Source organism: Stutzerimonas zhaodongensis, assembly GCF_003696365.1.
Lineage (GTDB): Bacteria > Pseudomonadota > Gammaproteobacteria > Pseudomonadales > Pseudomonadaceae > Stutzerimonas > Stutzerimonas zhaodongensis.
In genome coordinates, this window is sequence record NZ_RFFM01000001.1 from 1,060,764 (window position 1) to 1,087,693 (window position 26,930).

Sequence of the window (26,930 nt, forward strand, 5' to 3'; positions counted from 1 at the left end):
GAATCCAATGTCGCCGCGCTTGGCAACTGTTGAAGCGGGCCGCTAACCGACAGAGCGTGCCGATATGAAACGCAACGCCTGATACAGCGCCTCGGTTTTTGGCATAGCGAACCCTGCAGCAGCCGCAGCAGTCAGCGGTGCGGCATAGATCGCTTCAAGTTCCATGGGGCGACCCTGAGCTTGATCGTGGTACATGCTTGGCAGGTAATCCGGCATGTGGTCGGTCGAGGACATCATTCGGTCGACCAGGCCCTCAGGTAGAGCGTGTCCACATGCGGCAGCGGCGCCACAAGCTTCCAGCATGATCGATCGAACCAGCGCACGACTGTCTGGATTGGCCATCAACGGGGCGGTGCCAGCCCGTAACAAGACTGAAAGACCGTTGTACGGCATGTTCCAAACGAGCTTCTGCCAGCGCGCCTGGTTCAGATTCGCGGCCGCATTTGAGTCCACCCCTGCCTCGCGAAACATCGCGACGCCTTCTTCAATCAGCCCTTGCTGCTCCTGGGAGTCAGCCGGGCCGGAATGGTAGCCAAGATTGACCCCTCCAAGAGCCTGATGCTCAACCACACCCAGCGCAGAGCGGTGAACACAGATAAAGCAGAGGCCGCCCAGCAGGTGCAAAGTGTCAGGGAGGACGTTTCGTAACCCATCCTCGACACCGAGACCATTTTGCAGGACCACGACTTTGGCATTCGAAGCGGCCACGCCCTCGATCAGAGGAGCCATTTCGAAATTGCTGGTGCTTTTGGCGCCAACCAGCACCCAATCACACTCGGGCATGTCCGACACATTGCAGTAGGCCTGAACCGAATCGAGGTGCAACGAGCCATGCACTGCACTGTTTATCTGCAATCCGTTTTGCACTACGGCGTCATATTCGCTGCGCAATAGAAAATGAACGTCATAGCCTGCTCGCGCGAGCATCACGCCGTAGAAGCCACCGATAGCACCAGTGCCAATTATTCCGATTCGGGGTTTGGGTGCAGTCATACATGGCTCCAGCAGCTTAAAGAGTGATCGCGTCTGGCTGACGCGCCTTCTCTTCACGATATCAGCGTCCCAAAGCCGCGCCCAGCGACGTGAAGTGCCGATGATTAACTTTTGCGCAGGGAGGACTAAAGTCCCGCCTCAAGGTCATTGTCGAGGCGACGCATTACGCGATAAGGTTCCGCTTCCCCGCTGCGCCCTCAAGCCCTGCTCCGCCGCACCGGGATTGGCTGGCGGACGGCATCCGTGACCCCGACGAGAACACGATGGCTGATTTACCGATCGATGACCTTAACGTTTCCTCCAATGAGACGCTCATTACGCCGGACCAGTTGAAGGGTGAGATTCCCCTCACGCCCGCCGCGCTGAAGACCGTCTCCGAGGGACGCCAGGTAGTACGCAACATTCTCGACGGCAAGGATCATCGCTTGTTCGTCGTGATAGGCCCCTGCTCAATTCACGACCTGAAAGCCGCCCATGAGTACGCGGAGCGCTTGAAGGCACTCGCAGAAAAGGTATCCGACAGTCTCTATCTGGTCATGCGGGTGTATTTCGAAAAGCCGCGCACCACGGTCGGCTGGAAAGGCCTGATCAACGACCCGTACATGGACGACTCTTTCAAAATCCAAGATGGGTTGCACATCGGTCGTCAGTTGCTGCTCGACCTTGCCGAGATGGGCCTACCTACCGCAACCGAAGCGCTGGACCCGATCTCACCGCAATATCTTCAGGACCTGATCAGCTGGTCGGCGATTGGGGCGCGCACCACCGAATCGCAAACGCACCGGGAAATGGCTTCAGGCCTTTCATCGGCAGTTGGCTTCAAGAACGGTACGGATGGCAGCTTGACCGTAGCGATCAACGCGCTGCAATCGGTATCCAGCCCGCACCGCTTCCTCGGCATAAACCAATCCGGTGGCGTCTCGATCGTAACGACCAAAGGCAACGCCTACGGCCATGTCGTGCTGCGAGGCGGTAACGGTAAGCCGAACTATGATTCAGTCAGCGTTGCTGTTTGCGAGCAGGAATTGAGCAAGGCCGGCATCAAACCCAATATCATGGTTGACTGCAGCCACGCGAATTCTAACAAGGACCCAGCTCTCCAGCCCCTGGTGATGGACAACGTCGCCAACCAGATCCTTGAGGGGAATAATTCGATCGTCGGTCTCATGGTGGAAAGCCACCTGGGCTGGGGCAGTCAGCCTATTCCAAAGGATCTTGGGGATCTGAAGTATGGTGTCTCGATCACTGATGCCTGCATCGATTGGGAAGCGACCGAGAAAGCCATACTAGGCATGCACACCAAATTGAAAGAAGTATTGCCACGTCGCGCTCGAGACTGACGCAACCAGCATCATCAAAACGCCGCTTGCCGGCGTTTTTTCATTCCCCGTTTACATCGCCAGAAATGTTTTCCTGACGCTCGATGTACCACTCCACATACGAGCAGGACGGGATGACCGTGTAACCCTCATGGGCGGCGAAATCCAGAGCATGCTGAGTCAGCACTGCAGCCACCCCTCTGCCGCGAAGTGCATCCGGAACAAAGGTTCGGTATATATCAAGCGTTTGCTTGCCAAGGTCGACATAGGCCAGATAGGCGCGATGTCCATCCACGGTAGTTTCGAACTGACGATTCGTTCGATCATGGTGGATGGTTAACTTGTCGGTCATCTCGCCTCCTCGACAGCGTTGCCGCCGTATGCGCCGTGGAACCGCTGCGGCGCGCGATCCCGTTTATTGTTGTTAGCTGGACGCCGATCCTACCGCCGGTTAAGTCTTCTCTTCAATTGCTTAATTAGCAGCCATAGGCTTTGTAGCGCCGGTGTTAATACCCGATGAGCAAGAGCCTGTCCGAAATGCAACTTTTAGGGCAAGACGTCTGTCCATGTAAACGAGTGCACCGGCTCGCTTTGATTGTTTTTCAATCAACTTGACTGACGGATGCCGTGAAAAGAACGAGCTTGCAGAAAAATAGCGGTACCCGCTGCATGCCTCAGTTTACTTAGCGCAACTAATCGGTAGTATGTGCGCGCCAACTTTCCATAACGGAAGTTGCCATGGATTTCATCCTTAAGGGGAACACGATGAACAACGTTCTGAAATTTTCTGCTCTGGCTTTCGCCGCAGTTCTGGCCACTGGTTGCAGCAACAGCATGACCAAGGAAAGCGAAGCCCGTCTGACCGCGACCGAAGACGCCGCTGCCCGCGCGCAGGCTCGTGCTGACGAAGCGTACAGCAAAGCCGACGAGGCTATGCAGGCTGCTCGCAAGGCTCAGCAGACTGCTGACGAAGCCAACGAGCGTGCTCTGCGTATGCTGGAACGCGCCAGCCGCAAGTAAGCTTCAGGCGAAAAAAAGCCGACCTTCGAAGGTCGGCTTTTTTATGCGCGTCTTTCAGGCAACGCGCGCTCACATTTAGAAAATTTGCTCCTCATGAGAAGCCAGCGCCTGCCCTTGCTCGGCGATCTGAATTGGCAATCCGTCTTCACCCGCAATGATTTCGCGCACCATCTCCCAGTCCAGCTGCAGCACGCCTGCTGACTCGTCACGCTTTAGCAAGGTGTTCACTACCACCGCATGCTTGTCCATGAGTGTCATGTGATTGTCTTCATCTTGCAGCGGCGTGTGAGCCTCCAGATAGATCTTCCCCTGACTGGTGCCGAACTTGTAAGGCTCGTCGATGATCCGCACCGAGGTGCCGACCTTGACCAGCCGAGCCAGCTCCAACACGTTGTGATTGAGCATCCGAAAACAGCCGTGACTCACACGCATGCCGATTCCGAATTTCTTGTTCGAGCCATGGATGAGGTAGCCAGGTAGCGCCAGGCTCATTTTGTAAGGCCCAAGCGGATTGTCAGCACCAGGCGGAACGACCTTTGGCAGCGGATCGCCATCGGCGGCGTGCTCATCACGTATGGACTGCGGTGGATACCAGGCCGGATCGCTGATCATCGCTGTGATGCGGGTATTGCCGACTGGTGACCCCCAACCCTCTCGACCAATTCCGAGGGGAAAGGTGTGCACCACGTCTTCGCCTTTGGGGTAATAGTAGAGGCGATACTCCGGCAGGTTGATGACGATGCCCTCCCTCGGCCCGGGCGGAAGGATGTACCTGGTGGGCAGAATGATGTCCGTCCCTTCGCCAGGTAGCCATGGATCCACGCCGGGATTGGCCGCAACCAGTTCCAGATAACCCAAGTCGTGCGTCTCGCCCAACGCTGCGAAGGTGTCTTCGTACTTGGCTTTGACAACCTGAATTTGCCCAACCACATCCTCACCTTCTGGTGGCAGCGGTAATTCAAGAGCGGCAGCTTGTCCGGCCAACAACAAAGCAGCGAATGACACACAGGAGGCGACTGCAGACGCACGCGAGAGCATTCAGGGTTTCCTTGGAGATACAGATGTCGTAGTGGTGGCGATTGTACTCGAAGCGGCTACGCGCGCCGAGCTACCAGACACTGGCGGCAGACGGAAGGCCCTTTCTCTGCGCACTGAGGGCGTCACGACAAGCAGGGCAGAGCCGGCGGTCTTTTAGAATCGAGCGTTCCAGATCCTGCCACCGAGGACTCGCCGGCAAGAAACCGCCACAAAGCGTGCGATCCACCCTTCCGTTCAATTCCAACTGCCGCACGGCCAGATGCAGCCGGTTTTCGCGACATGCGAACAGATCGAATTGCTCGTCTGGGACGATAAGGCGGTAGGCGAAAAGGGACCAGGCTGGGCGCGGCATCTGAGGCTCCTGACGAGGGGCGCGACAGTAGCCGCGCGCACGCCTCAAAGCAAGGGCTCGAGAACAGGCCAGACGTTGTCTAACAGTTGTTGCTGAGCCCCGGCAGTGGGATGGATGCGGTCAGCTTGCATCATCCCATCTATCCCACCGACACCCTCAAGAAGAAAGGGCACGTAGGGCAGATCTTTTTCCTCGGCAAGCGAGTCAAAGACGTGCGCGAAAGCAGTCGTGTAACGCTGGCCGAGGTTTGGAGGCAGGCGCATGCCGAGCAGCACGACCTTGGCATCGGCCTCTTGTGATCGATCGACCATCGATGCCAAGTTCTGATGCATCTGAGCTGGAGGCTGGCCACGCAACCCATCGTTGCCACCCAGCTCGATGATCACCACGTCCGGCTTATGTTCAGCAAGTAAGGTAGGTAGCCTTGCCAGGCCTCCTGCGCTGGTGTCGCCGCTGATTGATGCATTCACCACACGATAATCGCGGTTCTCTGTATCAAGGCGTTGCTGGAGCAGGTGTACCCACCCCTCGCTGGTTTCCAGCCCGAAAGCGGCACTGATACTATCTCCGACCACCAGCACCGTCCCCGCCAAGGCTCCATGAGCCCAGCACAGCAATACCAGGGCCCCACCTCTTAGCCAATTTCGCATCGGAATCTCCATGAGCGCCAGCATTCTGTACGCCCGGAACCTTAGCAAAGTGGTACCCAGCGCGGAAGGCGAGCTGGCGATACTCGACGATGTGTCATTGAGCCTCGACAAAGGCGAAAGCCTCGCCATCGTCGGCACATCCGGGTCAGGCAAATCAACATTGCTCGGATTGCTCGCGGGGCTCGACCTCCCCAGCTCGGGCGAGGTGCATCTGGCGGGTCATCTATTGGGTGCTCTGGATGAAGATCAGCGCGCCCGCGTACGGGCCGAGAACGTCGGCTTCGTGTTTCAGTCCTTCCAGCTACTGGACAGCCTTAATGCGCTGGAAAACGTCATGCTTCCGCTGGAACTGCACGGGCGCAGAGACGCGCAAGCGAAAGCAACAGAACTACTCGACCGCGTCGGGCTAGCTGCACGCCTGCATCACTATCCTCGCCAACTGTCTGGTGGCGAGCAGCAGCGTGTCGCTGTCGCACGCGCATTCGCAGCCGAACCCGCGGTGCTATTCGCCGATGAGCCCACCGGCAACCTCGACAGTCATACCGGTGCAACCATCACCGAGCTGTTGTTCGAACTGAATCGTGAACGTGGTACCACGCTGGTACTGGTCACCCATGACGAGCGCCTGGCCCAGCGCTGCGAGCACCTGCTTCGCCTGGACGGCGGTCGCGAGCTGCGTGATGAGTCGACTCGATGAAGCAGGTGCCTATCAGTCGTCTGGCAAGTCTCGCGCTGCGCCAGCTGCTTAGAGACGCGCGCGCCGGTGAGCTACGGGTGCTGTTCTTTGCGCTTCTGATTGCGGTCGCGGCAAGCACTGCCATCGGCTACTTCGGCGCGAGACTGAACGACGCCATGCTGTTGCGCGCGACCGAGTTCCTGGGAGCAGACCTGGTGCTGCGCGGCAGCTCGCCCGCCGAGCCTGGACAGATCGACGCAGGCATTGAGCAAAGGCTTGAGCATGCTCGGGTCGTGGAGTTTTCCAGCGTCGTTGCAACAGATGACAATCTACAGCTCACCAGCGTCAAGGCCGCCGACGACAACTACCCCTTGCGCGGTGAACTTCGCAGCGCGGCGGCACCTTATCAGCCTGAACAAACCGGACCTGGCCCACGCCCTGGCGAAGCCTGGGCTGAAGCACGGCTGTTCGCAGCGCTGAATCTGCAGATTGGCGACTCTATCGAAGTTGGCAACAAGCAACTCAAGCTCAACCGGGTGCTGACATACGAACCGGACAGGGTGGGAGACTTTTACAGCCTCACGCCCCGTGTGTTGATGCATCTCGATGACCTAGACGCCACTGGCGTGGTGCAACCGGGTAGCCGGGTAAGCTACCGCGAACTCTGGCGGGGCGAGCCAGCGCAGTTGGCCGCATACGAATCAGCCATAAAGACCGATCTTCAACCCCACCAGCGCGTCGAAACGGCCAAGGACGGAAACCGCCAGATAGGCGGCGCCTTAGGGCGCGCCGAGCAATATCTCAACCTGGCCAGCCTCGCAGCCGTGCTGCTTGCAGGTGTAGCGGTGGCATTGTCAGCGGCGCGATTTGCCGCACGCCGCTTCGATGCAAGCGCCCTCTTGAGATGCCTGGGGCTCTCCCGGAATGAAGCACTGGCGCTGTATACCCTTCAGCTCGCGTATCTCGGCCTGGTTGCAAGTGCGGTTGGTGCACTGCTGGGCTGGGCGGCTCAGCACGGGCTGTTCTTCCTGTTGCGCGATCTTGTGGTCAGCGAAGTACCGCCCGCCACACTCTGGCCAGCCCTGGCTGGGATAGCCACCGGCCTGGTCGCTCTTGCAGGCTTTGCATTGCCGCCCCTCGCGGCATTGGGCCGAGTACCGCCGCTGCGTGTCCTACGCCGCGACATGATGCCCATTCCTCCGAGTTCATGGCTGGTGTATGGCGCAGCGGTAGTGGCGCTTGGCTTGATCATGTGGCGCCTGAGCCTGAACCTTAAGATCACGCTCGCGCTACTGGGCGGCGGCTTGGTCGCGACACTCGTTCTTGGCGGCCTGCTGCTATTGGCCTTGAAAGGGCTGCGGCGCGCGTTGTCGGGCGCATCCCTGACGTGGCGTCTTGGTCTCGGTCAGCTACTGCGCCACCCCCTGGCTGCAGCCGGACAATCGCTGGCTTTCGGCCTGATCCTGCTTGCCATGGCGCTGATTGCCTTGCTGCGCGGGGAACTGCTGGATACCTGGCAAGATCAACTGCCCGCAGACGCACCGAACCATTTCGTACTAAACGTTCTGCCCGCCGATAAGGACGCCTTCGCCGCCCGAATCGGGACACTGTCCAATCACGCGGCCCCGCTGTACCCAGTGGTCCCTGGTCGCCTGGTTGCCATCAATGGCGAACCCGTGCGCCAGCTGGTAACCAAGGAAAGCCAAGGCGAGCGGGCCATTCGCAGGGACCTCAGTCTGACCTGGGCGCAGGAGCTACCCTCGGATAACCGACTCACAGCGGGCCGGTGGTGGGACGGCGCGCCAGGCGAGCTGCCGGGTGTTTCGGTGGAAGCAGAGCTCGCAGAAAGCCTTCAGGTAAAACTGGGAGACAAGCTCAGCTTCACTGTTGGGGGCCTGACCCGCGACGTTAGCGTAACCAGCTTGCGCGAGGTCAACTGGGACAGCTTTCAGCCCAATTTCTATATGATTTTCGAGCCACAGACCCTGCAGGACGTCCCAGCAACGTACATGACCAGCTTCCATCTTCCGAAGGGCAAGGATCGTGAACTGGTGCAGCTGGCCAGAGACTTCCCCGCGGCGACGATATTGCAGGTGGAAGCGCTACTTGCCCAACTGCGCAGCATACTCGCGCAGGTGTCGCTGGCAGTGGAATACGTGTTGATGTTCGTGTTGGCTGCCGGCCTGGCTGTGCTGTTTGCAGGCCTGCAGGCAACGTTGGATGAACGAATCCGCCAGGGCGCATTGCTGCGGGCACTGGGGGCAGAACGCAGGTTGCTGCTTCGAGCGCGGCGGACCGAGTTCGGCGTCCTGGGCGCCGCCAGCGGGCTTCTCGCCGCACTAGGTTGCGAACTGGTCAGTGCCCTGCTCTACCACTACGTGTTTGACCTCCGTTGGCAGCCTCATCCCTGGCTGCTGTTGCTTCCACTGATCGGAGCCCTGCTGGTGGGTAGCGCAGGGGTGCTGGGGACCCGGCGCGCTCTCAATGCGAGCCCGCTCAATGTGTTGAGAGAAAGTTGAGCTGCGCAGGCGAGTAGCACGAGTGCCTATAGCCTATAGAATGTTCAGCCTTGCGCTTTAATTGGAAAGACCATGAGCCGTTACCGTCCACCCCGCCCTGCAGGCACGCCACTGATTACGCCCGAGGGAGAAGCACGGCTGCGCGCTGAGCTGCATGAGCTATGGCACGTCAAACGACCTCAGGTAACCCAGTCGGTGAGCGAGGCCGCTGCTCAGGGAGATCGCTCGGAAAACGCCGAATACACCTATGGCAAGAAAATGCTCCGCGAGATTGACAGTCGCGTTCGTTTCCTCACCAAGCGGCTGGAAAAGCTCAAGGTAGTTGCCGAAAAACCCAGCGATCCGGGGAAAGTCTATTTCGGCGCATGGGTAACGGTCGAAGACGAGGAAGGCGATCAAGCGCGCTATCGCATCGTCGGACCAGATGAACTGGACTTGCGCCATGGCTCGATCAGCATTGACTCGCCCCTGGCGCGCGCACTGATCGGCAAGCCCCTCGATGCAGAAGTGCAGGTCCAGACTCCAACCGGCGCCAAAACCTGGTACATCGTGGCTATCGAGTACATCTGACCGGGTAGTACATTTTCGACCGTTCAGTCACCAAAATCTTCGATCAGGCGCCGATCAGCGCCGAATCTGCGCAACCATCACCAACCTACTCATCGTTTGTTCCATCCGGTAACAAACGCCTCGATCAGCCAAGTCTGCCTATTCAAGCCAATCGCCGTATTAGAGCGCGCCGCTGCGCTGCTACGGTAGGTTGGCATGATTGCTGCGATTGCCTTGCTTGCAGTACGCGCAGTGCGCGGTGAATGGCGAAGGATTGCCCATGTCCTGTTCACCCACTGATTGAGTGCACATATGAATAAAAATAAAACGTTGCTCGCTCTCTGCCTCGGCACGGCCATCGCCATTTCAGGCAACGTGCAAGCAAGCACGTCCAGCGGCTATACGCAGACGCGATACCCTATCGTTCTTGCCCACGGCATGCTCGGTTTCGACAGCATCCTTGGCATTGATTACTGGTACGGCATTCCGCAGGCGCTCCGTCGCGATGGAGCTCAGGTCTTCGTGACGGAAGTCAGCCAACTCAACACGTCGGAGTTACGAGGCGAAGAACTGCTGCATCAGGTCGAAGAGATTGTCGCCATCAGCGGAAAACCCAAAGTGAATCTGATAGGCCACAGCCATGGCGGCCCGACCGTACGCTACGTCGCGGCCGTACGTCCCGACCTGATCGCATCCGTTACCAGTGTCGGCGCGCCACATAAGGGCTCGGATGTGGCGGACCTGATCCGCAAGATCCCCGAGGGGTCGGGAGGTGAAGCCATCATCGCGGGGTTGGTCAACGGCATGGGTGCGCTGATCCACTTCCTGTCCGGCAGCCCCAGCACAAATCCGCAGAACTCCCTGGGCACGCTTGAATCGCTCAATAGCGAAGGCGCAGCCCGCTTCAACGCGAAGTATCCGCAGGGCATTCCCACCAGCCAATGTGGCGAGGGCGCCTATAAGGTAAATGGCGTTCGCTACTACTCATGGAGCGGAACCAGCCCGCTCACCAATCCGCTGGATGTGAGTGACGCCATGATGGGCGCAGGCTCGCTGGCATTTTCGGAAGCCAATGACGGACTGGTGGGTCGTTGCAGCTCGCATATGGGCATGGTCATCCGCGACAACTACCGGATGAACCATCTGGACGAGGTCAACCAGGTGTTCGGACTGACCAGCCTGTTCGAAACCAGTCCGGTGACTGTCTACCGCCAGCATGCCAACCGGCTGAAAAACGCAGGTCTCTGAGAAACGAGCGGGGCCGACGAGCCCCGCTCCTTGAGCATAAGGCTTCCCGATGAAGATTCTTGCCGCCCTCTTACTCTTGACCGTCACCGTCACCGTCTGCGTCGCAGTGTACTGGCACGACTCACCCGAACCCCTGAGGGTACAAACGCCCGACGTGGCAGAGCCCGTCTCACACAAGCCTCATGTGTCGGAACAGAGAGTTTCGAAACCGCAGCTCGCACGATCCGCACAACCACCTGGGCCAAGCCAGCTCCCACCCTCCTTTTCCGGTACGCAGGTCGATGGCCGGCTTCACGCAGACTCAGCAGGCAACCTGATTATCGATGGCGATATCCGCCGTGTCTTCGACTACTTCCTTGCCTCCATAGGCGAGGAATCGATTGACGCCAGCGTTACAAGGCTACGGCAGTACATACAAGCGCAACTGCCTCAACCCGCAGCGGGTCGTGCCACACAACTCCTAGGGCAGTATCTGGATTACAAACGCCAGCTGATGGTGCTGGAAAATAATCACGCCCGGCAACCCGACCTCGACGCCATGCGAGCGCGATTGCAAGCGGTACGGCAGCTGCGCGCCGGCATTTTCGATGACGCTACCCACCAGGCGTTCTTTGCGCTGGAAGAAGCGGCTGACAGCTTTACGCTAGAGCGACTGGCTATCCGTCACGACCAAACGCTGAACGCAACGGATCAAGGAGCGGCGCTGGATCGGTTACGCAGCAACTTGCCACCTGAGCTACAGGACACAGTCGCGCTGCAAATGCAGACCGAACTGCGCGAACAGACCCTGGCATTGCAGGCCAGCGGCGGCGGCTCCATGGATCTGCGCATCATGCGGCAACGCTTGGTAGGCAACGCAGCAACAGCGCGCTTGGAAGCACTGGATAGCGAACGACGTGAATGGCAGACCAGAATCACCACTTACCAAGAAGAGAAAAAAAAGATTCTCAGTAGCCGCGGCCTCGGAGAGGCTGATAAGCGAGCGGCAATCGATCGTTTGGCGTTGGACAGCTTCGGCGAAAGCGAGCGGCTACGACTGGAAGCGGCGGAGCGCCTGTTGACCACGACGGACACCTGACCAGTCAATTAGCGGCGCTTTGTGGTCCGCCCTCGAGAAGATACCGCTCGCGGGTATAGGCCAGAAAATACTTGTTTACAGCGTTGACATAGCTGACCACGCCCATTCCCATCGTAGCCATGGCAACCCGCTCGACCTGAAAAAACCACTGGTCCGGATTGAGCCCCTGCCGACGCGCCTCGGCCCGCAGACTCTGAACGCGCTGCGGGCCAAGGTTGTAGGCGGCCAGGACGAAGGCCATGCGCTCGCGCTCGTTCAACCTTGAACTGGCGAAGTAATTGCGACGGATATTTGCCAAGTACTTCGCACTGGCAAGCACGTTGTTGTCCAGCTTACCGATGTCAGTGACACCCATACTACGCGCGGTTGCTGGAGTGACCTGCATCAGCCCCGTTGCGCCAGATGCGCCACGGGCAGCCGGATTCAGCGTCGACTCCTTGAAAGCCAGCGCGGCCAAGTTGAGCCAGTCGATCTCCTGCTGCCGGGCGTGCAGCTGCAACGTCGGACGGACCTTTTCAAGGCGCTGCCTGCCAGTGCGGTCGAGCGGATATTGGACGCGGTAAAGCCTTCGATAGACGCTCTCGAACGCTGCGTCCTGATTCACGGGGGCAGTGTAAGCCTGGAGAAAGCGGTCAACGCTGGCGTGCAACATGCTTGCATCCTTGCGCAGGAACCAGTGCATATCGGCTGCATTACCCAGCGTGAGCTGCGAATCGACCCGCAACTTGGGCAGCACCTTCACCCAACGCTGCGCAATGGTCTGCTCCACAACAGTCGCCGGATAGACGCCGGCCTGAACCATTTCCAGCACGTCCTCCACTGCCAGTGTCGGATCGACCCACTCGACCACGATTGGCGCCCGCCCAGCCTTCATCAGGTTCTGATTGATCACTTCCAGAGCGGCACCGGCAGCACTCCCGGCCGGCAGGGCGACACTGCGCCCTGATAATTGCTCGTAACTCTTGTATCGATGGCTGCCCTGCCGGCTGACCAGCACCATTCGAACATCCATGACAACGGCGCGACTGCGACTGACCTGGCGCGCCGTGCCAAGCGGCAATAACTCTCCCGGTGCGACCAGATCACCCTCTCCCCGTTGCAATGCGCCCAGCAGTTGATCCTTGGCTTTGGGAATCAACTTCAAACGGATCGCCGGACCTTTGCTACCGCGATTCAAGTACTGTTCGAAAGCACGCAACCGGACAGATTCCACCCCAATGGCTTCACCCTTTACTTCGCCGGAGCTATTGCGGCTCTGATTGACCAATACCCGCAGCACGCCGCTACGGCGAATCTCAGCCAGATCGCGTACGGTTGCCGGTGTTTGCCAGGCCTGGGGACCCATCACCCGCGCAATCGCTGGCCAGGGCGTTAGCACCAGCAGACAAAGCAGTAAGGCGAATAGTCGGGTCATGAAGCTGTATCGGCTCGAATGAGACAAAATGCAGGCAGCCATCCTGCTGCGGGCGGCGAAGATTCTCACAGCCTCAACCAAGCCGCCAGCCCAACTTCTTACAAGACATTAGATAAACTTTTTAAGTCACTGATTCAAATGGTTATATTTTGAATTCATAAGCGAGACGGTTCATGCAGCTAGTCGACATAGGCGTCAACTTGACCCATCCCACGTTTGCCCGCGATCCACGCGCGGTATTGGAGCGAGCCTACGCCGCTGGCGTGAAGCAAATGGTCCTGACCGGTACGAGCCTCGATGAAAGCGAAGCCGCCTTGAGGCTTTGCCGAGTACTTGACGACTCCCAGCAGCGCCTGTTTTGCACCGCCGGTATCCATCCACATGATGCCAGCCAGTGGAGTTCCGAGACGTCCGGTTTGCTGAAAGGCCTGCTCGCCGAGCCCGAGGTACGTGCGGTTGGCGAATGCGGCCTGGATTTCAATCGGGACCTGTCACCGCGTGTGCAGCAAGAACGCGTGCTCGAAGAACATCTGCAGCTGGCAGTGGAAACCGGTTTACCCGTGTTTCTTCACGAGCGGGACGCGGACGTGCGTCTGGTTGAAATCCTCCGTCCGTTTCGAGATCGGCTACGGGCCGCGGTCGTGCACTGCTTTACCGGAGAAAAACGCGCGCTTTACGCCTACCTAGATCTAGATCTGCATATCGGTATAACTGGCTGGATCTGCGATGAGCGCCGGGGGACGCATCTGCATTCACTTGTGCGAGAGATTCCGGCCACACGATTGATGCTGGAAAGCGACGCGCCGTATCTGCTGCCACGCACGTTGCGCCCTAAACCCAAGGGTGGTCAAAACGAACCAGCATTTCTCCCTGAGGTATTGCGCGAGGTCTCGCTGCATCGCAGCGTGAGCGAGGAGCAGCTGGCGCAGAGCACTACCGCGTGCGCACAGAATTTCTTTGGGATCGAGCCACTGAAAACTTGATCGGACGCCTCAAGCCAGGCCGCTTTCTGCCGTTAACAGAACGGGTTCACAAATTGCGCAATGCCACCGACCGGGCTAACCCTACCGGCACCGACCAAAGAAGAGCATTCAATGGCTTTATGGATTCGCGATCTCTCCCTGAAATACAAATTCTGGGCATTGAACATGGTGGCGTTCGCTACGACGCTGCTGCTGGTACTTTTCGCTCTGCAACTCGAACAGCAATCGCGAAGCCACGACGCGCAAAGCACAGCCGAGCAGCTGGGCGCCCTGCTCCGGGCCTGGCCTGAAGGGAGTCCGGTACCACAGGGCCGGGATATTCAGGTTTTCTCCGCTGGACAGGCAGTTACGGTCGACGGTACGCCGGTCGCCATAGCGCAAGGCTGGGCTGAGATCGATCACGACCGACTGCTTGCTACCTCGCCAGTCATTGGCGCCTACCTGGTCGCCAGAGGCAACGGTGACAAGCTCGCGGTACAGGCTCGCGCCCCAAGTACACGTCAGTTGCTGGCCGAGCATTTCTTCAGCTATGCGATAGCCGTGGCAGTGTTGATGCTGATCCTGTTGGCCGCTTCGCAGTTGTTGATCAAGTTTCTCCTGAGCCATCTCAACACCCTCAAGGATGTGATGATCCACGTGGAGCGCAGCGGCGATCTTGCGGTTCGCGTGCCCCTGGATAGCCGCGATGAAGTCGGTCAGATGGCTGCAGCGTTCAATGCCATGCAAGCGGGCTATCAACGCATCGTCGGTACCGTGGCCCAGGCAGCGGGGCGGCTTGACGAGAACGCCGGACGACTGGCCGCCAGCATGGGTGGCGTTCGCAAAGGCATGCTCGCCCAACAGAGTGAAACCGATCAGGCGGCGACTGCGATCAATGAGATGACTGCCACAGTTCACCACATTGCCGAACATGCACGCGAAACCAGTGATCAGTCACAAAGCGCGGATCGCCTTGCTGGCGAAGGCCACCGGGTAGTGGTCCGGGTTGAGCGGTCCATTTCCAATCTATCCCGAGGTGTGCAGCAGACCTCCGAAACGATCGGCAAGCTCGCCGCTGACAGTCAGAAAATCAACGGCGTGGTCAGTGTGATTCACGGCATCGCCGAGCAGACCAATCTGCTGGCCCTGAACGCGGCCATCGAAGCGGCTCGGGCGGGCGAGATGGGTCGCGGCTTTGCGGTGGTAGCGGATGAAGTTCGCAACCTGGCCAAACGCGTTCAGCTTTCGACTGACGAAATCACGCAGATGGTTGCAGGCCTGCAGGCCATGACTCGGGATGCCGTGGAGTTTATGCAGGAAAGCTCTCTCCAGGCGGACGATTGTGTGCGCGAAGCGCGTGAGGCAGGCGTCGCACTGGAAGCTATCACCGTTGCTGTTGCGCAGATGCGCGAGAGCAACACTCAGATCGCAGTGGCAGCCGAACAGCAGAGCGATGTGGCCGAGGAGCTTAACCGGTCGGTGACGGGCATACGGGATGTCACCGAGCAGACGGTGCAACAAACCGCCGCGTCGGCGAAGACCAGCGCGGAGCTGGCCGCACTCTCTGGCGAACTGAGTAAGGCCATCCAGCAACTCAAACTTTGAATGTTGTGAATCGGGCGAAAGGCTCTCTTGCCCGATTACAACTATCTGGCAAGTCGCTACCCGAAGACTGTAACGGTCTGCCGGCTCAAGGCAATCAACTCCCCACTTCCTGTCCATAGCGCCGCCGCACAGTGGCCGTAACCATCCTGAGCGTGCTCGATCTCGGCACGGTAGCGGCACCATTCATGGGTATCGAGCAACGGCAGCGGCTGCACGAACTCGATAGTCCACGTCAGCGAACTGCCAGGCGCAAAGCTTTTCAGATGCGGCAGCACTGCCGGCGGCCATGCATCGACCAGTGCCAGCAAATGCGAGACGGTCACAGGCTCTCTGTCCACCTCGCCACGCTGGCGAACCCACCCGCCCATTTCGCGTGAGGTGTTACCGGAAAACGGCAGGCCTCCGATGCCCCAGCGCAGGGCCAGATGGCGCGTGAATTCAGGCGTCGCGCCGCCGACATACGGCAGCTCCTGGCACTCTTCCACCGGAGGAAGTTCCGGCGCGGGAACGGCCTCTACCCTGACAGCGGAGACACGTGGCGCTCCAAAACTGCCCTGCACCAGTGTCACCACCTGACCATTTTGAACAGCGCGGCCCAATACCTGGCTCACTGCCTTGCCCTCACGCAGCACCTCGGCCTCGAAGCTGACAGGCACATCGACTGCGAGCGGCCCGACAAAGGTAATCGCCAGCGACCGCACCGGACGATCACCCGGCACATTGGCCTGCATCGCCTCGAACACCAGCGCCGCAGCCAACCCTCCAAAGCCTGCTCGCCCCTGCCCCCAACTGGATGGAACGACCACCTCTTGGGGGTTCTCACGCACGGCTTGTATCAACTCGGACAGGGTCATTCCCACCTCGACTCATGGTTGTTCGGATAGATCTTATCGCCGCTCGCGTCGCTCACGGTGCAGCTGAGCCTTTGGTGATGACCTGGCATTGCATCTCGCTATGGATCACCGGCATCGCTCTCCCGGCCCCTGCCTGGAGACTTAACACGACGCCAGGGCAGTTGGCGGCGCAAGTGGGCAAGTGCCGCTCGCAATTCAGCTTTCTCTGCCGGATATCCCGCATAACGCGCCTGTTCGTAAAGGCTGGCGAACTCCCTGATAGGTCCGGCGGCATCCGGCAAATGCTCTGCCGCACGCTGAGCGAAGTCCCGTGCGCCCTCACCCGCTAGCCGGGCGATGCCCTGTCGAGCCAGCAGTCGCTCGAAGCGATGAAACTGACGAAGCTGCGCATCACGCTCACGGCGCCAGGGCTTGAGCAACATGAGCGCCAGTAGGCCGATCAACAACGCCCCCGACACGACCATCAGCAGGCCGAGCTTGCGCGCATCCATCTTGCCGAAGACTCCTTGCAGTACTTCCAGCTGCCGCTCGCCCTGGTAGTTGAGTACCCAACGCTGCCAGCCGTAATTGAGGCTGTCCCAGCCAAATCGCAATTCATTCAGCCAGCCGATATCACGATAGTTGCGCAGCCCCATCAGGGCGCCTTGCATCAGGTCCTGCTCCCCGGCGAGTGCTTCTTCCAGACCCAACTCGATTCGCTCCGGCGCCACCTGAAAGGTCGGGTCCACACTGACCCAGCCTTTTTCCGCGTCCCAGTACTCGATCCAGGCGTGGGCATCGAGCTGGCGAACCGAGAGGTAGTTGCCCGAGGGGTTGATTTCACCACCCTGATAACCGGCCACTACTCGTGAGGGAATCCCGGCCGCACGCAGCACGAAGGTCATGGCACCCGCGTAGTGAATGCAGAAGCCATTGAGTGTCTCGAACAGGAAATCATCGACGATATCCGCACCGACCGGGGGCGGACGCAACGTGTAACCGTACGGCTGCTGGTTGAAATGGCTGAGCAGAGCCTGCACCGTCGCTGAAGCCGTCTGATGCTGGCTCCGAAGCGATTTTGCCCAATCCCGGCTGCGGAGATTGCCACCTTCGGGGAGCTGTAAGGCCCGTTCCAGTGTCGCGGCTGCAGCACGGGGCTCGCGCAGCGCCTCAGGCCAGGATCTGGCCTGGTAGAGCAGCGGCTTATCGACTGCTCGCGGGCGCTCGAGGTGGAAATCTGCCATCAAGCGCGCACCGCCGGCATCGACCTGCGCGACGTCCAATGCATACAGCCAGGGTCGCCCACTCGGTTGCATGACGATGCTGTAGTCGACCGGCGCGCCTTGCGGCGTCCACTCAGGCACCTGTGGTATCTGCGAAGAGAAGGACTGGGACCAGCGCCGCCCATCGAAACGCTCGAAGGTCACTGCCCGCCAGTACAGCCTGTCACGATCGGGAATCGGTCCTTCGAAGCTTGCACGAAAGGCCAAGGCACTGGAACGACTCAGTTCGGCAATATCGCCAGGCGACATGCTGTCGGCCAGCCCCGTCACGCCGCGGTCTTTGGGTTGCGGCAATGACCAGAGAGGTCCGAGCCGAGGAAATAGCACGAACAGCACCAGCATCAGTGGGATCGCCTGCAATAACAGGGAACTAGCAAGGCGTAAGGTTGGCCAGGGATGTGTGTCAGTGGTGCTCTGCTGCAGTCCGATCATGGCCGCCAGCAGCGCGATGATCGGTGCGAGGCTGTAAATCCCTGCGAGCAGGCTGTCGTTGAACAGGTAGCTGGTGACCACAGCGAAAAAGCCGAGGAAAACCAGCACCAGCGCATCTCGCCGACTGCGCATTTCCACAAGCTTGAGAATGAATGCGGCAATCAGCAGCACCACGCCGGCGTCGAGCCCGATCAATCCGCCGCGCGAGAAATACACACCGACCGCAGCACCCAACATCATCAGCGCTTTCGCCCAGGCTCGCGGGTAACGGGCGCGCATGCGGAAAATCTGTATGCGCCATGCCGCACAACCCAGCCAAAGTCCGATGATCCACAAAGGCAGGTGGGACAGATGCGGGAGTATGACCAGCACCTGCGCCACCAACAACCAGACCAGACCGGTCCGGGGAATTGGCTGCACAGTGCTCATTGCTGCACCTCCACCGGCAGACCGAACAGTGCCAGCGCGCGTAAGCATCGGTTGCGATGTTCGACGCCGGCGCCCGCACCGATAGTTGAACCTGCAAGCGACAAGGCGAAAGGCTGTTGCCGTGCCGACAACTCCACCACCCAATGGCATAGTAGTGATAAGCGGGATTCAAGATCACCGTCGAGCGCATCTATGTCCAGCAGCGGATCCTCGCCAGCCAGAGCGGTGAAGTCCTTGACGAGTAGGCCCTGACCACGCGAATAGGCTTTCCAGTTCATGCGCTTGCGCGAGTCGCCAGGCTGCCATGGCCGCAAACCCTGGTAATCATCGATACCGACGCCGTGGGCGTGCACGCCCTCGGCCTCCTGTTCGGCATTCCCCCCTATCTGAGGAAGATCGCCGTCAAGCGGCTGCGGATAGACAAGGGTCGCCAGCTGCAGATCGATCCAGCTCCAGGCCACCAGAATCCCCAGCGGGAATCGGCTCTCGACGCGCAATCGCCCTGGCCTCAACCAACCGCGTTTCTCAGTAGGCAGGCTCAGCTCGATTTCACAAGTGCCTCCAGCCGGGACGTCCACCTGTTGCAGGCCACTCCTGGGCCAGCCGACAGAGACAGCCTGATAAAGCCGATTTCGGCTTTCCAGGCGCACCCGCAGGCGTGCGTGCTCGCCGAGGAACACCGCCTCGGATCCACCGGCCTGCAACTCCAGGCCGGCGAGATTGCGCCACGTGTGCAGAATTGCCACAACGAACACCGAGCCGAGCAAAAAGGTCAGGGCATAAGCCAGGCTATTCTCGTAATTGATCGCAGCGATCAACATCAGGACCAGAGCGATGACAAAGCTCATGCCCACCGCGGTCGGCATGATGAAAATACGGCGCTGGTCGAGCCGCACGCTGGGCCCTGGTGGAATGCGCTTCAGCAGCCAGCGGTCACGTAGCCGGGGTAGCAGTCGCATAAACCCTCCCCCTCAGCCCAAGTCCTGCTTCACAGCGCGGGAACTTCGCGCAGCAACCATTGCACCAGCGCGCCACCTCCATGGCCGCTGGCATCGGCGCGCTCGCGTAGTCGATGACCCACCACAGAAGGCAGTACTGCCTGCACGTCTTCGGGAATCACATATTCGCGCCCTTCGATAAAGGCCCAGGCTCGTGCGGCCGCCAGAAGCGCCAAACTGCCGCGGGGAGATAGTCCCCAGGCAAATTGCGGTTGCGTCCGCGTGGCCTCGACCAATCGCAATACATAGTCGACCAACGCGTCGCTGACGCGGACTTCACTTACAGCTTCCTGGATCGCAGCCAGTCCGGCGTGGTCCATCTGAGGCTGCAGACGCAGGAGCAGATCTCGGCGTGAGTCGCCAAGCAACAACGCTTTCTCTGCAGCCTTGGCCGGGTACCCCAGCGACAGGCGCATCAGAAAGCGATCCAGCTGAGACTCCGGCAAAGCAAAGGTGCCCCCGGAGCTGACCGGATTCTGGGTAGCCACCACGAAAAATGGCTCTGGCAACGGCCGGGTCGCTCCTTCGATGGTGACCTGCCCCTCTTCCATCGCTTCGAGCAACGCGCTTTGGCTCTTGGGCGTCGCCCGATTGATTTCATCGGCCAGCACCAGCTCGGCAAAGATGGGGCCTGGATGAAAAACGAACTGGCCGCTGTCCTTATCGAAAACGGAAGTGCCAAGAATGTCGCCAGGCAGCAGATCGGAGGTGAACTGGATACGCTGGAAATCCAACCCCATCACTTTCGCTAGCGCATGACTGAGGGTCGTTTTGCCCATGCCGGGCAGATCCTCTACCAGAAGATGCCCCCTGGCCAAAAGGCAAGCCATGGCCAATCGTACCTGCGATTGCTTGCCGAGCAGAACTTCATTGACCGCTCGCAGACAGACATCCAATCGGGCGCGCATGCAACTCTCCTATGCCGGTATCGCTCGATCCTACTGGTCCTGATGCGCCTGGCAAAGCGCCGAAAGCGCATCGGTTGGTGCTAAGTGCCAACTTGATCCCGACCTGAGCCTTTACCAAACACTTCAGTTACTTCGGGCGCGATCCGAATGACGCGAATTAACACCGAGCCGCATGATAAAGCGGCCTGTCGAGTTCTGGGTCTACGCGTTTCAGCAGTTCACGGACGCTTCAGCTGAAAGCCATCACGTGTATAGCTGTAGCTGCTACCGCCCAGGCGGCCAACCAGATCAAGACGAGCAGGATCAATTCGCCCCGAATCGTCGAGCACCCTGTCGTCGATGTGCGCGAGCAACACTTCCGCGAAGATGAGCTCGCAATTGGGCGTCTGCTCCGGATAGGGCAGGATCTGGGCGACACGGCACTCGAAGGCAACCGGCGCGCCGGCAACTCGCTGAACCGTTACCCGATGGGCTGATTCGCTCGCGATCCCACAATGCTCGAACTCGCTGAGCCCATGCGGCAATGTCGCGGCAGAGGCATTCATCGCATTTGCCTGATCAGCGCTCACCAGCTGGATGACAAGCTCCCCTGTGTCGCGCGCGTTACGCGCCGTGTCCTTTGGCTGACCATCCTTCAAACCGACATTGATCAGCAGTGTCGGCGGATCGCTACTGATCACCTGAAAAAAGCTGAACGGCGCCAAGTTGCTCACGCCATCGAGTGAACGGGTAGAAACCCAGGCGATCGGTCGTGGTGTGATAGTGGAAGTCAGCCAACGGTAGGCTTCGACAGGCGAAAGGGATGAGAACTCGACTTGCATTCGATAATCCTGCTGCTCCCAGGCATTCGCGCTGGGCAAAGGATGCGGCACCTGAACAGGTGCCGCCTGAAGTCAACGACCGGCACGCGACTCGCGAAGATAGAACCGTGCTTTTTTGGCCTTTTCCACACAGCCCTGATAGGCCTCGAACTGCTGCTGGGTCTTGGCCCCGGTCAGCAGTGCCATCGCCTTGGAATAGCTGACAGTCCCGGCAAACCCTTCTGCTTCTGCAAGACTCTGCTCTTCCCACGCGGCATTCAGCTGTGATGCGCAGCTGTCCCGATAAGCCGTCTTGCCTGCGCAACCGGTCAAGGCCAGCGCTATGAGCGACAAACAGATCATGTTTTTCATCGATACATCCTCGTTTTCGAGACCTGCTTAATGTTGTTTCAAGCGCGTGCCACGCTCGCGCAAATACTCCACTACCGCTTCCTGCTCCCCAGCGAACTCGATGCGAGCGGCCTTGCTTTCACGCTGGTAGACATACATCGGATCGTAGTACTGCTTAAGCAGCGCTTCGATCCACTCCCGGTGCAGATCGACTGCTCCGGTATTCGCCTGCTCGGCAAGCGCCTGATCCATTACCGCGGCCAGGCGCTTGTAGCAATCGCCACCCAGCCGCTTGCTGATATTGACCAGACTTTCCTGCAAACGCTCGGCGAAGGCCGTGAATCCTTGCTCGCCCTGTTCGATGACAAATTCGGCACAGAGGTCGATCACATAATCCTTGAGAATCCGGTCGATCCGTCCTGGCAGGCTGTCCTCCAGCCATACCAACGGGTAGTTCTTCATCCCCTCAAATAATGGCAAAGGTATCGAACACCGCCCGACAAGCCGCGCTTCGTCTTCGAGGATGAACTGCCGCGCGCCGGCGGCCTGCATCTTCAGCAAGCGGATGGCGAGCATGTTCTCGAAGTCGATCTGCACCGGTTGCGGTGTGGCGCGCTTGCCGAAGCTTGACCCCCGATGATTGGCGATACCCTCGAGATCGACGCTGTCGTCCAGCCTCGCAAGGACTTCGGTTTTGCCAGTGCCCGTCATGCCTCCCACCAGCACGAAGTCGTCCTGCGCAGCGGCCTGTTCGACGGTTTCCAGAAGGAAATGACGCATTGCCTTGTAGCCACCCGTAACGCGTGGGTAGTCGATACCCGCCTCGCTTTTTAGCCAATGCTGGACAAGTTGCGAACGCAGTCCGCCACGGAAGCAATAGATGTAGCCATGCGGGTGATTGCGGGTGAAGTCGACCCACGCCTGGATACGCTCGGTCTTGACCTGGCCGCTGACCAGCCGATGACCGAGCTCGATGGCTGCTTGTTGACCCTGCTGCTTGTAGCAGGTGCCTACCTTCTGCCGCTCGATATCATTCATCAGCGGCAAATTGACGGTGCCCGGAAATGCGCCTTTGGCGAACTCGACCGGGGCCCGGGCATCCATCATCGGCACGTCATTGAGGAACAGCTCGCGGAAATTGTCGGTATCGCGACGCATCAACGAACCTCGACAGCAAAGGCGCCGGCTTCGACCATCTGCCCGATCGGCTCAAGAGTGAGGCCAAGCTCAGCTGCAAGGGCAAGGAACTCATTCTCACCTTCTGGATCGACGGCCACCAGAAGCCCCCCGCTGGTCTGTGGGTCACACAGCAGTTGCTTGTGGGCCTCGTCGAGCGCACCGATGCGCTCGCCGTAGCTATCGAAGTTGCGCCCCGTGCCGCCCGGCACACAGCCTTGTTCAAGGTAATACTCCACCCCTGGCAGACGCGGGACTCGCGCGTATTCGATCTCGGCTGTCAGCCCGCTGCCGTCGGCCATTTCCACCAAATGGCCAAGCAGGCCAAAACCGGTCACATCTGTCATGGCGCGCACACCCGCGAGCTTGCCGAAACGGCTGCCGGGTGTGTTCAGGGTGCACATCCAGTCCCTGGCGAGCCCGATGTCCTCGGCGCGCAATTTCGCTTTCTTTTCTGCTGTCGTCAGGATGCCGATACCTAGCGGCTTGGTCAGATAGAGCCGGCATCCTGCGGTCGCCGTATCGTTTCGCTTCATCTGCGCCTTGTTCACCAGTCCGGTCACGGCCAGGCCGAAGATGGGCTCGGGGGCATCTATCGAATGGCCGCCAGCCAGGGGGATTCCAGCGGCGTCACACACGGCTCGCCCACCAGCAATCACCTCGCGAGCGACCTCCGGTGGCAGCAGGTTAACGGGCCAGCCAAGAATGGCGATAGCCATCAATGGGTCCCCGCCCATCGCGTAGATATCGCTGATGGCATTGGTGGCAGCGATGCGACCGAAATCGAACGGGTCGTCGACGATGGGCATGAAGAAATCTGTAGTCGATACCACGCCACGCTCGTCATCGATCCCGTAAACCGCGGCATCGTCACGCGACGCGTTACCGACCCACAGACGCGGATCGAGGTTCTGTGCCCCGCTGCCTGCGAGGATGACATCCAACACCTTGGGTGAGATTTTGCAGCCGCAGCCGGCACCGTGGCTGTATTGCGTGAGGCGGATGGTTTCGCTCATCTGGAAGGCTCTCGTGATGCTGGCAGAACGGGCGCCGATTGTAGCAAGAAGCCCATCGGAGGACGGCATTCGCCATGTGGTCGAGTCCCGCAACGCGGCGATTGACTTGTTGGCCGAAGCCTCGATCGAAAGCATTTAGGCACCATCACCCCTTGATGACACGGCCATGAGCCTTGAAGCTAGGGCCACTGCCAAAGGGAGAATCGCATGGGCAACAAGGTCGCACTGGTATTGGGTTCGGGTGGCGCGCGCGGGTATGCGCACATCGGTGTAATCGAAGAGCTCACGGCGCGCGGTTATGAAATCAGCTGCATTGCAGGCTGCTCCATGGGTGCGGTGGTAGGTGGGATCTATGCAGCCGGAAAGCTGGATGAGTATCGCGACTGGATCGAGAGCCTGGACTACCTCGATATGCTGCGGCTGGTCGACCCTAGTTTCAGCCTTGGCGCGATACGCGGCGAGAAGATATTCGGCCGCATCCGGGAGATGCTGGGCTCGATCAATATCGAAGACCTGCCGATTCCGTTCACCGCCGTCGCGGCTGACTTGACCAATCAACAGGAAATCTGGTTTCAGGAAGGCAATCTGGAACTGGCGATGCGAGCTTCGGCAGCTATTCCAAGCCTGTTTACCCCGGTGATGCAGGGCAACCGGATGCTGGTTGACGGGGGGATTCTCAATCCCTTACCGATCGTACCGGTGGTTTCCAGCCATAGTGACCTCATCATCGCGGTCAACCTCAATGCGAACAATCATCGGCAGTATCCGCTGCCGGAAGTAATCCGACCGGGTCGCTTCGACGCCATGGTCAGCTCGATCAGCTCGCATATACCCTTCTGGCGCAGCAAGGGGCTGGAAGAGCAGATTGCGGAGCTCAATGGGGTCGAGGCATCCGGCGCAGACGCCCAGCCGCCTGGCGCACCATCGGCGCAAAGCGCTCCGAAATCTGCGGAAGGTTCGATGGTGGTGGATGTGGGCGGCCCCGCCTCGCTGCTTGAGCTGATCAACCAGAGTTTCGAGGTGATGCAATCCTCGCTGACTCAGTACAAGATTGCCGGCTACCCACCGAACGTCCTAATCAACATCCCCAAGCGCGCGTGTCGCTTCTATGAATTCTACAAAGCGCCGGAGCTGATCAAGCTCGGCCAGATCATCGCCCGTGACACGCTGGACAAGTATGAGCAAGAGCAGCTGTAGTCATTGTCCCTTTGAGACTTGAGGTGTCTCCGCTGCGGCAGCTTCCGGCATCTCCTTGATCAGCCAATCACCAAGCAGGCTGTAGGCGACCGCAAGCAACGTGGGGCCAAGGAACAAGCCCATGAAACCGAACGCCAGTACCCCGCCGAACACGCCAAGTAGAACCACTACCAGCGGCAGATTACCGCCACGACTGATCAGATAAGGCTTAAGGACATTGTCCACACCGCTGATGATGAACATGCCCCAGATCCCGAGAAACACCGCCATGCCGTATTGGCCCTGCCAAGCGAGCCAGGCGACTGCAGGCCCCCAGATCAGCGGCGGAACCATCAGAAAACTGAAAGCGAAGGTCAACAATCCAAGGATCAGCGCACCCGGAATGCCGGCAATGGTGAACCCTACGTACGCCAGGATCGCTTGGGCAGCAGCAGTGCCGATCACACCGTTGACGACACGCTGAACCGTACCAGCCACAAGCTCAAGGTAATGGTCGGCGCGATCACCGATCAAGCGGTGAAGCAGGCTGTGGACGAAAGCCGCAAGTTTGGGACCGTCACGGTAGAAGAAGAACACCAGCACCAGGCTCAGCGCCAGTTCCAGCATCCCGCCACCGATACGTGCACTGCGTACCAGCAACCAGTTGCCGACCTGACCGACATAGGGCCGGATTGTGGCAAACAGGGCCGTGCCCTGCTCGTCCAGCGTGCTCCAGAGATTGAGCAGGCTGTCACCGATCAGCGGTAATTCACCCAGCCATTGCGGAGGTGCTGGCAGGCCCTGGACCTGAAGGTTGTGCACCAGCACGTTCACCTCGCGGATGTGATCGGCGATGTTGAAGCCCAGGCAGACCAGGGGAACGGCAACCAACACCATCCAGCCGACCGTCAGCAGCGTCGCTGCCAACGTCGAGTTGCCGTTGAGCCAACGGGTCAGCACCCGCATGACCGGCCAACTGGCGAACGCCAATACTGCTGCCCAGAACAGCGCAGAGACGAAGGGTGCGAGCACCCACACGCAGGCGCCGAGCAGCACCAGGAGCAGAATCTGCACCAGCAGACGATCGTTGTTGAGCATGGTGTTACCTATGGATGGACAAGGTGCGCCATAGAACAAGCGCACCGGGAGGAAGCCTATTGCAGTCTGAAGCGCACACTTAGCGCAATAGTTTGATGCGCAGGCCATCCTCATCGGATGCCTCTGCCTCCATCCGCCGCGCCTTGACACGCTCTTGTGTCAAAGCCTCATACCAGCCGGCAGCGCCTTTGCCTTCCAAGGAAACTCGCACGGTACTGTCGAGACGCAAGACGTTGGCCAGCAATGCGCCCCACTCTGCTGTGGGTTCTTGTGGCAAACGCGGCAACCAGAGCTCACCTGTGCTCTTCAGTTGGCGCAGTAGCGTGGCCGGGTTCGGCAGGATGATTCCCAGCGGCTCATCCGGCGCAAACGCCTCCACTTGCAGATATGAACGCCCGTTGCCTCGCGTGATGCCGTACAGCGCCAAGAAGCGCTCCGACTCGCCGGGCAGCCGCGCCAGCAGATAAGCCTGCCTGGCCTCAGGGCCGTACAGTGACGAGCGCTGAAACACGTCGTTGGCCCAGAGACTACTGGACCCGCATTCGCGCCCCTCACACCAGAAAAGTAGCTCTGCACCTTCTTCCAATAGGCTGTTCCGCGTCCGCTCGAACGCCTCGATACCCGTATGGACGGCCGGTAGCTGGTAAGTAACAGCGGTCAGCTGACCGCTAGCGCTGATCTGATCGCTGGTGCGTACCTGGCCACTGATCCGCCGAATCGAGTCCAGCGGATAGGTCCGCTCCAGAACCGGCCCTTCCTTGAATGCCACGATCTCGGATTGCGGGTATCGCGAAAGCGAGTCGAAATCCCGGCTGCCCGGCACGTCAGCAGCGCTGACAGCTGCTGAGGCCACCATCAATGCGGTCAGTCCAATGGCTCGCATGCGGCACCTCAACGGATCACCAGCGACGGCGCGATCTGGGGCATGGAAGAGGTAATGAGGTCGATCATCGAGGTGGTCCCTGCTAAAGCGATGGCCCAGCCTCGCCAGTTGGGAAAAGCAAGTC

The 26,930-nt window shown here is 59.6% G+C and carries 26 protein-coding genes; 10 read left to right on the top strand and 16 right to left on the bottom strand.

The genetic code is table 11. The features are described 5' to 3' along the window. Positions 1-42: 42 nt before the first annotated feature. Positions 43-993, bottom strand: coding sequence for a putative 2-dehydropantoate 2-reductase (locus EA797_RS04845; protein WP_122164018.1), 951 nt, complete (start codon positions 991-993; stop codon positions 43-45). Positions 994-1,256: 263 nt separating this feature from the next. Here EA797_RS04845 and EA797_RS04850 point away from each other — a divergent pair, with 263 nt between their 5' ends. Then, positions 1,257-2,333, top strand: coding sequence for a 3-deoxy-7-phosphoheptulonate synthase (locus tag EA797_RS04850; RefSeq protein ID WP_122164019.1), 1,077 nt, complete (start codon positions 1,257-1,259; stop codon positions 2,331-2,333). 40 nt (positions 2,334-2,373) lie between these two features. Here EA797_RS04850 and EA797_RS04855 read toward each other — a convergent pair whose 3' ends face one another. Next, complete coding sequence (locus tag EA797_RS04855) at positions 2,374-2,664, bottom strand: GNAT family N-acetyltransferase (protein ID WP_122164020.1); 291 nt, start codon at positions 2,662-2,664, stop codon at positions 2,374-2,376. Positions 2,665-3,077: 413 nt separating this feature from the next. Between EA797_RS04855 and EA797_RS04860 the strand changes: the two genes are divergently transcribed. Continuing rightward, positions 3,078-3,332 carry an Lpp/OprI family alanine-zipper lipoprotein gene (locus EA797_RS04860; protein ID WP_122164696.1) on the top strand — a complete coding sequence of 85 codons (255 nt, stop codon included), beginning with the start codon at positions 3,078-3,080 and terminating at the stop codon, positions 3,330-3,332. Positions 3,333-3,407: 75 nt separating this feature from the next. Here EA797_RS04860 and EA797_RS04865 read toward each other — a convergent pair whose 3' ends face one another. The 3 genes from EA797_RS04865 to EA797_RS04875 form a co-directional block, all read right to left on the bottom strand. Then, on the bottom strand, positions 3,408-4,370 hold the full coding sequence (locus EA797_RS04865; RefSeq protein WP_122164021.1) for a L,D-transpeptidase family protein: 963 nt from the start codon (positions 4,368-4,370) through the stop codon (positions 3,408-3,410). Positions 4,371-4,440: 70 nt separating this feature from the next. After that, positions 4,441-4,722, bottom strand: a complete 282-nt coding sequence (locus tag EA797_RS21950; RefSeq protein ID WP_122164022.1) for a hypothetical protein — start codon at positions 4,720-4,722, stop codon at positions 4,441-4,443. A 44-nt stretch (positions 4,723-4,766) separates the two neighbouring features. Next, positions 4,767-5,372, bottom strand: coding sequence for an arylesterase (locus EA797_RS04875; RefSeq protein ID WP_122164697.1), 606 nt, complete (start codon positions 5,370-5,372; stop codon positions 4,767-4,769). Positions 5,373-5,382: 10 nt separating this feature from the next. Here EA797_RS04875 and EA797_RS04880 point away from each other — a divergent pair, with 10 nt between their 5' ends. The 5 genes from EA797_RS04880 to EA797_RS04900 all read left to right on the top strand — a co-directional run bounded on the left by EA797_RS04880 (position 5,383) and on the right by EA797_RS04900 (position 11,442). Further along, positions 5,383-6,069 carry an ABC transporter ATP-binding protein gene (locus EA797_RS04880; RefSeq protein WP_122164023.1) on the top strand — a complete coding sequence of 229 codons (687 nt, stop codon included), beginning with the start codon at positions 5,383-5,385 and terminating at the stop codon, positions 6,067-6,069. Next, on the top strand, positions 6,066-8,567 hold the full coding sequence (locus tag EA797_RS04885; RefSeq protein WP_122164024.1) for an ABC transporter permease: 2,502 nt from the start codon (positions 6,066-6,068) through the stop codon (positions 8,565-8,567). Before EA797_RS04880 ends, EA797_RS04885 begins: the two co-directional genes overlap by 4 nt. Before the next feature lie 72 nt (positions 8,568-8,639). Continuing rightward, entirely contained in the window at positions 8,640-9,137 is a 498-nt protein-coding gene (greB, locus tag EA797_RS04890) for a transcription elongation factor GreB (RefSeq protein WP_122164025.1), read from the top strand. Positions 9,138-9,428: 291 nt separating this feature from the next. Then, a complete protein-coding gene (locus EA797_RS04895; RefSeq protein WP_122164026.1) occupies positions 9,429-10,364 on the top strand; it encodes a triacylglycerol lipase in 936 nt (311 codons plus the stop codon). A 49-nt stretch (positions 10,365-10,413) separates the two neighbouring features. Beyond that, positions 10,414-11,442 carry a lipase secretion chaperone gene (locus EA797_RS04900; RefSeq protein ID WP_122164027.1) on the top strand — a complete coding sequence of 343 codons (1,029 nt, stop codon included), beginning with the start codon at positions 10,414-10,416 and terminating at the stop codon, positions 11,440-11,442. A gap of 4 nt (positions 11,443-11,446) precedes the next feature. Here the strand turns inward: EA797_RS04900 and EA797_RS04905 are convergent, their stop codons facing one another. Continuing rightward, positions 11,447-12,856, bottom strand: a complete 1,410-nt coding sequence (locus EA797_RS04905; protein WP_122164028.1) for an MltF family protein — start codon at positions 12,854-12,856, stop codon at positions 11,447-11,449. Between the two features lie 173 nt (positions 12,857-13,029). Here EA797_RS04905 and EA797_RS04910 point away from each other — a divergent pair, with 173 nt between their 5' ends. Then, entirely contained in the window at positions 13,030-13,839 is an 810-nt protein-coding gene (locus EA797_RS04910; protein WP_122164029.1) for a TatD family hydrolase, read from the top strand. A gap of 111 nt (positions 13,840-13,950) precedes the next feature. After that, positions 13,951-15,423: a methyl-accepting chemotaxis protein gene (locus EA797_RS04915; protein ID WP_122164030.1), complete on the top strand. Its 1,473-nt coding sequence runs from the start codon at positions 13,951-13,953 to the stop codon at positions 15,421-15,423. Positions 15,424-15,479: 56 nt separating this feature from the next. Here EA797_RS04915 and EA797_RS04920 read toward each other — a convergent pair whose 3' ends face one another. From EA797_RS04920 to selD, 8 genes are all read right to left on the bottom strand, one after another. After that, positions 15,480-16,277: an acyl-CoA thioesterase gene (locus tag EA797_RS04920; RefSeq protein WP_122164031.1), complete on the bottom strand. Its 798-nt coding sequence runs from the start codon at positions 16,275-16,277 to the stop codon at positions 15,480-15,482. A gap of 98 nt (positions 16,278-16,375) precedes the next feature. After that, on the bottom strand, positions 16,376-18,400 hold the full coding sequence (locus tag EA797_RS04925; protein WP_122164032.1) for a transglutaminase TgpA family protein: 2,025 nt from the start codon (positions 18,398-18,400) through the stop codon (positions 16,376-16,378). Next, entirely contained in the window at positions 18,397-19,359 is a 963-nt protein-coding gene (locus EA797_RS04930; RefSeq protein WP_122164033.1) for a DUF58 domain-containing protein, read from the bottom strand. Before EA797_RS04930 ends, EA797_RS04925 begins: the two co-directional genes overlap by 4 nt. Before the next feature lie 29 nt (positions 19,360-19,388). After that, a complete protein-coding gene (locus EA797_RS04935; protein ID WP_122164034.1) occupies positions 19,389-20,306 on the bottom strand; it encodes an AAA family ATPase in 918 nt (305 codons plus the stop codon). A gap of 218 nt (positions 20,307-20,524) precedes the next feature. Next, the gene (locus EA797_RS04940; RefSeq protein WP_122164035.1) at positions 20,525-21,127 is read right to left on the bottom strand and encodes a flavin reductase family protein; all 603 of its coding nucleotides are present in this window, start codon (positions 21,125-21,127) and stop codon (positions 20,525-20,527) included. Positions 21,128-21,199: 72 nt separating this feature from the next. After that, positions 21,200-21,478: a hypothetical protein gene (locus EA797_RS04945; protein ID WP_122164036.1), complete on the bottom strand. Its 279-nt coding sequence runs from the start codon at positions 21,476-21,478 to the stop codon at positions 21,200-21,202. Positions 21,479-21,505: 27 nt separating this feature from the next. Beyond that, positions 21,506-22,615 carry a tRNA 2-selenouridine(34) synthase MnmH gene (mnmH, locus tag EA797_RS04950; RefSeq protein ID WP_122164037.1) on the bottom strand — a complete coding sequence of 370 codons (1,110 nt, stop codon included), beginning with the start codon at positions 22,613-22,615 and terminating at the stop codon, positions 21,506-21,508. Further along, positions 22,615-23,649 (bottom strand): selenide, water dikinase SelD, encoded by a 1,035-nt coding sequence (gene selD / locus EA797_RS04955; RefSeq protein ID WP_122164038.1) that lies wholly within the window; start codon positions 23,647-23,649, stop codon positions 22,615-22,617. The genes mnmH and selD overlap by 1 nt, the downstream gene beginning before the upstream one ends. A 207-nt stretch (positions 23,650-23,856) precedes the next feature. Between selD and EA797_RS04960 the strand changes: the two genes are divergently transcribed. After that, complete coding sequence (locus EA797_RS04960) at positions 23,857-24,846, top strand: patatin-like phospholipase family protein (RefSeq protein WP_122164039.1); 990 nt, start codon at positions 23,857-23,859, stop codon at positions 24,844-24,846. Here the strand turns inward: EA797_RS04960 and EA797_RS04965 are convergent, their stop codons facing one another. After that, positions 24,847-25,923, bottom strand: a complete 1,077-nt coding sequence (locus EA797_RS04965) for an AI-2E family transporter (RefSeq protein WP_122164040.1) — start codon at positions 25,921-25,923, stop codon at positions 24,847-24,849. 79 nt (positions 25,924-26,002) lie between these two features. Continuing rightward, positions 26,003-26,806: a DUF4892 domain-containing protein gene (locus EA797_RS04970; protein ID WP_122164041.1), complete on the bottom strand. Its 804-nt coding sequence runs from the start codon at positions 26,804-26,806 to the stop codon at positions 26,003-26,005. Between the last annotated feature and the right edge of the window lie 124 nt (positions 26,807-26,930).

Coding starts and splice junctions, on each gene's coding strand:
- EA797_RS04895 (WP_122164026.1), top strand. CDS start 9,429: ATGAATAAAAATAAAACGTTGCTCGCTCTCTGCCTCGGCACGGCCATC.
- greB (WP_122164025.1), top strand. CDS start 8,640: ATGAGCCGTTACCGTCCACCCCGCCCTGCAGGCACGCCACTGATTACG.
- EA797_RS04925 (WP_122164032.1), bottom strand. CDS start 18,400: ATGAGCACTGTGCAGCCAATTCCCCGGACCGGTCTGGTCTGGTTGTTG.
- EA797_RS04930 (WP_122164033.1), bottom strand. CDS start 19,359: ATGCGACTGCTACCCCGGCTACGTGACCGCTGGCTGCTGAAGCGCATT.
- EA797_RS04945 (WP_122164036.1), bottom strand. CDS start 21,478: ATGAAAAACATGATCTGTTTGTCGCTCATAGCGCTGGCCTTGACCGGT.
- EA797_RS04860 (WP_122164696.1), top strand. CDS start 3,078: ATGAACAACGTTCTGAAATTTTCTGCTCTGGCTTTCGCCGCAGTTCTG.
- EA797_RS04850 (WP_122164019.1), top strand. CDS start 1,257: ATGGCTGATTTACCGATCGATGACCTTAACGTTTCCTCCAATGAGACG.
- EA797_RS04970 (WP_122164041.1), bottom strand. CDS start 26,806: ATGCGAGCCATTGGACTGACCGCATTGATGGTGGCCTCAGCAGCTGTC.
- EA797_RS04960 (WP_122164039.1), top strand. CDS start 23,857: ATGGGCAACAAGGTCGCACTGGTATTGGGTTCGGGTGGCGCGCGCGGG.
- EA797_RS04935 (WP_122164034.1), bottom strand. CDS start 20,306: ATGCGCGCCCGATTGGATGTCTGTCTGCGAGCGGTCAATGAAGTTCTG.
- mnmH (WP_122164037.1), bottom strand. CDS start 22,615: ATGCGTCGCGATACCGACAATTTCCGCGAGCTGTTCCTCAATGACGTG.
- EA797_RS04915 (WP_122164030.1), top strand. CDS start 13,951: ATGGCTTTATGGATTCGCGATCTCTCCCTGAAATACAAATTCTGGGCA.
- EA797_RS04920 (WP_122164031.1), bottom strand. CDS start 16,277: ATGACCCTGTCCGAGTTGATACAAGCCGTGCGTGAGAACCCCCAAGAG.
- EA797_RS04885 (WP_122164024.1), top strand. CDS start 6,066: ATGAAGCAGGTGCCTATCAGTCGTCTGGCAAGTCTCGCGCTGCGCCAG.
- selD (WP_122164038.1), bottom strand. CDS start 23,649: ATGAGCGAAACCATCCGCCTCACGCAATACAGCCACGGTGCCGGCTGC.
- EA797_RS04855 (WP_122164020.1), bottom strand. CDS start 2,664: ATGACCGACAAGTTAACCATCCACCATGATCGAACGAATCGTCAGTTC.
- EA797_RS04845 (WP_122164018.1), bottom strand. CDS start 993: ATGACTGCACCCAAACCCCGAATCGGAATAATTGGCACTGGTGCTATC.
- EA797_RS21950 (WP_122164022.1), bottom strand. CDS start 4,722: ATGCCGCGCCCAGCCTGGTCCCTTTTCGCCTACCGCCTTATCGTCCCA.
- EA797_RS04940 (WP_122164035.1), bottom strand. CDS start 21,127: ATGCAAGTCGAGTTCTCATCCCTTTCGCCTGTCGAAGCCTACCGTTGG.
- EA797_RS04910 (WP_122164029.1), top strand. CDS start 13,030: ATGCAGCTAGTCGACATAGGCGTCAACTTGACCCATCCCACGTTTGCC.
- EA797_RS04965 (WP_122164040.1), bottom strand. CDS start 25,923: ATGCTCAACAACGATCGTCTGCTGGTGCAGATTCTGCTCCTGGTGCTG.
- EA797_RS04880 (WP_122164023.1), top strand. CDS start 5,383: ATGAGCGCCAGCATTCTGTACGCCCGGAACCTTAGCAAAGTGGTACCC.
- EA797_RS04865 (WP_122164021.1), bottom strand. CDS start 4,370: ATGCTCTCGCGTGCGTCTGCAGTCGCCTCCTGTGTGTCATTCGCTGCT.
- EA797_RS04905 (WP_122164028.1), bottom strand. CDS start 12,856: ATGACCCGACTATTCGCCTTACTGCTTTGTCTGCTGGTGCTAACGCCC.
- EA797_RS04875 (WP_122164697.1), bottom strand. CDS start 5,372: ATGCGAAATTGGCTAAGAGGTGGGGCCCTGGTATTGCTGTGCTGGGCT.
- EA797_RS04900 (WP_122164027.1), top strand. CDS start 10,414: ATGAAGATTCTTGCCGCCCTCTTACTCTTGACCGTCACCGTCACCGTC.